Here is a 5,567-nt window from a genome sequence, read left to right as displayed (position 1 = left end):
AGTTAGAACTCATGTTTGTTCCTGCGGATATGTGGAAGATAGAGACAAAATGGCGGCATTAAATATACTCAAAAAAGCTACGATAGGGCATATCGGAAGCTGGTCGTTAGACCTAAACGCTTGGGGAGATTTAAGCTCTATCTTGGTTGGTAGCAATACCTGCTAAGACAACTTGAGTCAGTGAACCAAGAATCCCTCGCATAAGCGCGACGGGAGTGTCAATCTAGAAAAATGATAGATCAAATCAACCTACGGGCGTAAATCTGTTGTAAAATGTTAGTATCTGGCAGTTAAAAGAGCCAAAAACTTTTGCATAATCCCAAGGTATGACCATAACAATACGATTTGATTGGCCTATTAATATCTCGGAATCCCTCCATTCACAAGCAGAGGAACAGGCTAAGATAGCATATATCATGACTTTGTTAAAATATGGAGAAATTAGTAGTGGGATAGCTGGCAGGCTATTGGGAGTCTCTCGTTTAGAAGTTCTCGAACTTATGGGTCAATATGGGGTTGCCATCTTCCCCGACCAAAATCGAGAAGAGTTAGAACAAGAGGTTACAGAAACCCTGCAACTATTAGAAGATTTTCCCCCGTGATTATTGTCTCTAATACCACTCCTTTAAGTGAGTTAGCTAAAGTTGGTCAACTTAACTTACTCCAAAAACTCTTTGGCAAAATTATTATTCCCCAAGAAGTTTATAATGAAGTCACCACAGGAAATCATCGGGCTGCTTCGGTTGTTCCTGCTGCTCAGTGGATTGAGGTATTTACCCTTCAATCTCCCGCTCAATTATTACAATTGCAAATTCAGTTTAAACTAGATTTGGGGGAAGCGGCTACAATTATCTTGGCAGAAGAATTAAAAGCGAATCGAGTCTTAATAGACGAAAAATTAGGAAGAAAAGTCGCTCAGTCTAGAAATTTGCCCGTAACTGGAACAATTGGACTTTTATTAATCGCCAAGAAGAAAGGAATTATTATTGAAGTTAAACCCATTTTAGAGCAGTTTTTGAGTCAAGGTAAAAGAATTAGCCCAATTCTTTATCAAGAAATATTAGGAATGGCTGAAGAAAGCTAGAAATTAATTCCACACACAAACCAGAAGAGCAAAATGTGACGGGAAAGCTAACTTAGATTTCGCTTCCCCTTATTCTATCGATCGCATCCCCTAGGGATTTTTTCCCGGTCGAACCGGCGATCAATACTGCTCCGAATGCAGCTGTTAGGGATTCGGGCAACGAGCGATCGCTGTCCAGTTAGTGGATGTGTTCGGCAATGATGCCAGTGCCACGGTTGAGGTGAGGTAAAATTGAGAGACTTTCTCAAAAAGATGAGGTATAAACTGATTGGTTATTGACGAGTAGTTTGTGAGGCATTAGATTTATTGGGGGTTCCCCGATTTGTAACCGGTAACGGAGGGCTGGAAATTCTCTTAATCCCTCCTACAGCATAGGTTATGGCTTTTTGTCAATGGGGAAGTCTAGGTATAACCCCGGTGGATTTAACCGTTATAAAACTTCCAAGTGTATAATCATTGTCTTTGTGTCTTTGCTACTCTAAAAATTTCTTGAGCTGTTGCTGAACCGACAAAACGCCAGTGCCAAGGTTCATAACTAACACCTTGGGAATTGTTTTTCGGAAATGATAGTTCAAAGCCAAATTCCTTAGCATGAAGGGTTAACCATTTAAAAGCATCAGTTTCAGCAAATTTGTAGGTAATATCATCTCTAGCCTTCAGATTCCCATCGGTTAAATCAAGGGCGTATCCTGTATGATGTTCACTATAACCGGGTGGTGCGCTGATTTTGGCTGCAGCTTCCGGTGAACCTTGGCGCTGAATTTGAGATTGCCAGAGTTGATCCTGGTGGGCAATAGTACGAAAACCAGAGACAGGAATAATCCATACTCGATCCTCTCTAGCTGCATAAGCTAAACGGCTTTTACTTCGGATCACCGATATAGACTCCAAAAGGGTTATAGCTATTGGATCATGCAGGTTAAGCGCCGTTTAGCTTAGATCAACTTCATTAAGGCTAAGGCTGTTTCTGGTGCAATCCTTTCAAATCTTTGATACTCATCCTGAGCGTAGCTGGCAATAATCATCATTTGTTGGGAGTCACCTTCTTGATAGGGCAAATGTCCCAATTTGGTTTGATTGACTGCTATCTGAATGGGTATTTTTGGTGACGGATTGACTAGAGATGTGGGAGAATTAATTATTGTTGGTGGCGATGGGAGAATGGGAGTTGGCGATTGAGAAGACGTTATTGGTCGTGTCTGGGGAGTAGAAATTAATTGAGGTGTTTTCTGGCTGAAGAAGTGCAGGACTGCATAGCTATTTAGGGCGATACCTATAACGATTAGGATGATAGGTAGAGCAACAATTAATTTTTTCATTAATTTATTTCCTCACTATTAGCTACTTTCCAAATGCCATCATCTAACTGCAAAGTGAACCTATATGTTCCAGAGAGAGAACGAGTATAATTAGGGTCTAAAACGCCTCCTTGATAACGTGTAACGGATTCCCTAGCTTGGATATTAATCACCACTTCGTTTCCTCGATCTAATACATCTCCCAAAGGCTCAACTGATGGTGTTACCCAAATTTCATAAGCATTATTTCGACGCAGCCATCCAACTTTGCCTAACTGCTTGTCTCTATAACTGTCTGTTGTGTATTGATAAACAACTTGCTCATTATATGTATTGCCAAAAGCTTGTGCTTTAACCTTTAACCAAGATTCAACAACATTGACTGCTTGTTGTTTAGTCAGACGTTGAGTATTGGGTTGTAAACTCCCTTGATCAGGTGGCTTATTTGGACTTGAACCAAGTTGAGAACGACTGAGTTGTGGATTATCATTAAGCGGCTCGATATTAATATTAATAACCTTACTGTCAGTCTGGGAATTTAAAGCACCAGGAGGATAAATAATTGCTTCCAGATTACTAACTTGTTTCCCGTTATCATTGACAGTTACAGTAAGAGTATCAATTCCATTGAAATCAGTCTGAGTCTGATAAATAAGCGCCTGTTTATCTTTGAGAGTATTGTTAATTTGACTGACAGTACCATTCAGAATAATTACTCCTAGTTTATCTTCCCTAATATCTCTCCAAGTCAATCCATTATTGACATTATCTTTGACTGTTATAGAGCCATTATTTGTTGGAGAGTAACCGTAATATTGTTGTCACCAGCATCATCATCTTTAACGCTAATTCCTGTGATGATTATCTGGCCATCTTCCTTAACTGTTTTAGTTTTAGGAACAGTGAGGAGCGGAACACTGTTAACTTTGTTAACGCTGATGATCTGAGTGAGGACTTTGCTAGTTCCTCCATCCCCATCAGTAATCTTAAATTCTACGATGCGCTCTCCTGGTTGTGGAGTCTCGGAAATATTCTTATAAAGAATATTACTCAAGAGAATTCTGACTTTCTCAGCATTAGCATTTTTGTTGAAGGTTATTTCTAATGGTTGTGTTCCTATTCCCCCCGTAAAGTTACCGATGACTTGATTGTCAACCAAAACATCATTACTGGTGGAGTTATTATTATTAGCTCCACTCTTATTAGCACTAATAAGTTGCTCAGAAATGAACAGGCGATCATTAGCAGTCGCTTTTCCTTTTAACTTAACTGTTAATTTACCTTGCTCGAAATTAAAGGAATCAATATCTGTGACTTCAACACCGCAGGCGATTGCCACAAAATCTGATCCTTCAGGGCATTGGAGGACATTAGGAGGCGAAGGAGAAACATCTTTATTCTTCGGCTGTGAAGAAATCCATAATACTCTTACAGCTATTACAATTAATGAAATACCAATAACAGTACTTAAAGCGGCTCCATACAAATAACGCGGTATAGAAAAATCAGGGCATTTAACAGGAATAAAAACAGCATTCAATGCTGACAAAACTTCTTCTACATTATTGAATCTTTGCCCAGAACCTAACATTCGTGTCAGGACATCTTTCCGCTGATCGCTAATTTGCTTAGATTGAGTCCAATTCCAACTATTACTCTCACTATCGTACCAATATTGTCCCGTTAGCAGTATCAGTGCAGTCAGCGCCAGATCGTGCAAATCATTTTGAAGATTTGTTACTCCTCTATCCCTGAGAGCAGGCAAAACTTGATTGAGTAACTGAACCACTGCATACTCATTCAAAGGAAGTAGCGATCGATGCAATTCTTGGGTCGGAGTTCCCTCGAAAGTCTTCTGCAAAATCAAGAGTCTTCCCCCCTCACCAAAAAGTTCTTTAGGTGCGGTAATCCCTCCAAATTGACCTTGATTGATGCTATCAAACTTCTCTTCAAGTTCTGTTTCTACGATTTCTCTTTCTCCTGCATTTCTAAAGATAAATTCGGTTAGAAGGCAGTCTTTCTGATAGCGTAAGTCTTCGACTAAGTAAACTTGCACAAACTGGCCAGGGTCAATAACTGTCCTGATGACGTACCGATGATCTAATACTAAGCCTGGTTGCAGATCGTCCTGATTTGTTACATTACTTAACATTGCTGATTATCCCTTCAGAGGCTAAATAGAGATTTTTGCAGTATAATCTATACTATCTTAGTCGTTAAAATCTGATCGCTCAAAATGGGGAACTTAATGCTTGCGCTAGAGCAAACGGGTCATACTTGGACACTCGAAGCTGAAAACGGACGCAGCTACCAAGTTGGCAATCGTCACGACTGTGACGTGTTCCTTCCCTATGTTAATTTTGCCTCTGACGTTAACCTAGAACTGAGCTACGACTCTCTGTGGTACGTCAGGGACTTAGGTAGTTTGAATGGTGCTTTGCTCAACAAAGTGCGCCTCAACCAAGAGCGAATTCCGATTGAAGAGGAGGCTCGAATCAGCTTCGGTGGAGGGATGGTTATTGTAGCCAGACTAGATTCTAGTCCTATACCATCAAGAAAACCGGATGCTCTTATTGCTCCTACTCGCTTACTATCGGGCTATGTCTATCTAGAAGGTTTAACCCAAGCGTTAGAAATACTCAATCAGTTACGCAGCGATCCCTACAAGGCTACTACTCCAGAAGACCCTAGCTTAGATTTAGACCAGGTAACTACTCACGCTGCTCAATCAGTAGTCATTTCATTAACATTTGCTAGTCTGGCTTTGATAATATTTTTACTTGAATATTTGCTTATTCTAGCTCCTCAAGCGAAATTCGATTTAATGGCTTGGCTAATTGTGGGATTTTTTCCTAGCTTTCTTATAGCTTTTGAATCTATTTATCTTCGCTGGTTCATGGCTCGTCGTTTTCTGAGAAAGAAGTATGAAGATCCTTATTATTATCCTAAATGGCTACCGAAATTTTTTAAAAACGCAGTCAACTTGTTGAAGAATTCAATTGTCAAAACTACACACTTACAAAACATTATTACCTTTGCCGGATCGGCTCTTCGTTACTTGTTATGGTTCGATAGGGGGGCATAAATCGACTAAATCCTTATCTGGCAAGAGACTTAATTGATTAGTTCGCTCTAGATAAAAAACAATTGACAAAAATCGCTAAATGCCTTTCTATATAAGGGTT

Annotated in this window: 7 protein-coding genes and 1 pseudogene; 4 read left to right on the top strand and 4 right to left on the bottom strand. The window is 39.9% G+C overall.

All coding sequences use genetic code 11. The features are described 5' to 3' along the window. The 3 genes and pseudogenes from PX482_RS27645 to PX482_RS05540 form a co-directional block, all read left to right on the top strand. Positions 1 to 166: pseudogene (locus PX482_RS27645) on the top strand (RNA-guided endonuclease TnpB family protein); the annotation flags it as partial. A gap of 160 nt (positions 167 to 326) precedes the next feature. Beyond that, positions 327 to 602: a UPF0175 family protein gene (locus PX482_RS05545; RefSeq protein WP_002760590.1), complete on the top strand. Its 276-nt coding sequence runs from the start codon at positions 327 to 329 to the stop codon at positions 600 to 602. Beyond that, a complete protein-coding gene (locus tag PX482_RS05540; RefSeq protein WP_002760588.1) occupies positions 599 to 1,084 on the top strand; it encodes a PIN domain-containing protein in 486 nt (161 codons plus the stop codon). Before PX482_RS05545 ends, PX482_RS05540 begins: the two co-directional genes overlap by 4 nt. Before the next feature lie 453 nt (positions 1,085 to 1,537). On the opposite strand, the gene PX482_RS05535 is transcribed toward PX482_RS05540, so the two are convergent. The 4 genes from PX482_RS05535 to PX482_RS05520 are packed head-to-tail and all read right to left on the bottom strand — an operon-like array spanning position 1,538 to position 4,534. Next, a complete protein-coding gene (locus PX482_RS05535) occupies positions 1,538 to 1,960 on the bottom strand; it encodes a M15 family metallopeptidase (protein ID WP_288094483.1) in 423 nt (140 codons plus the stop codon). Between the two features lie 59 nt (positions 1,961 to 2,019). Beyond that, entirely contained in the window at positions 2,020 to 2,403 is a 384-nt protein-coding gene (locus PX482_RS05530; protein WP_288094482.1) for a hypothetical protein, read from the bottom strand. Beyond that, on the bottom strand, positions 2,403 to 3,134 hold the full coding sequence (locus tag PX482_RS05525) for an ARC6/PARC6 family protein (protein ID WP_002760585.1): 732 nt from the start codon (positions 3,132 to 3,134) through the stop codon (positions 2,403 to 2,405). Before PX482_RS05525 ends, PX482_RS05530 begins: the two co-directional genes overlap by 1 nt. Positions 3,135 to 3,160: 26 nt before the next feature. Then, complete coding sequence (locus PX482_RS05520; protein ID WP_002760584.1) at positions 3,161 to 4,534, bottom strand: serine/threonine-protein kinase; 1,374 nt, start codon at positions 4,532 to 4,534, stop codon at positions 3,161 to 3,163. 96 nt (positions 4,535 to 4,630) lie between these two features. Between PX482_RS05520 and PX482_RS05515 the strand changes: the two genes are divergently transcribed. After that, positions 4,631 to 5,467, top strand: coding sequence for an FHA domain-containing protein (locus PX482_RS05515; RefSeq protein WP_288027210.1), 837 nt, complete (start codon positions 4,631 to 4,633; stop codon positions 5,465 to 5,467). The last annotated feature ends 100 nt before the right edge of the window (positions 5,468 to 5,567 follow it).

It is taken from the genome of Microcystis sp. M53602_WE12 (genome assembly GCF_030065455.1).
In the GTDB taxonomy this organism is placed as follows: domain Bacteria; phylum Cyanobacteriota; class Cyanobacteriia; order Cyanobacteriales; family Microcystaceae; genus Microcystis; species Microcystis aeruginosa.
Note: the sequence above shows the minus strand (reverse complement) of the source record. Positions and strands in the feature narration are given on the sequence as shown.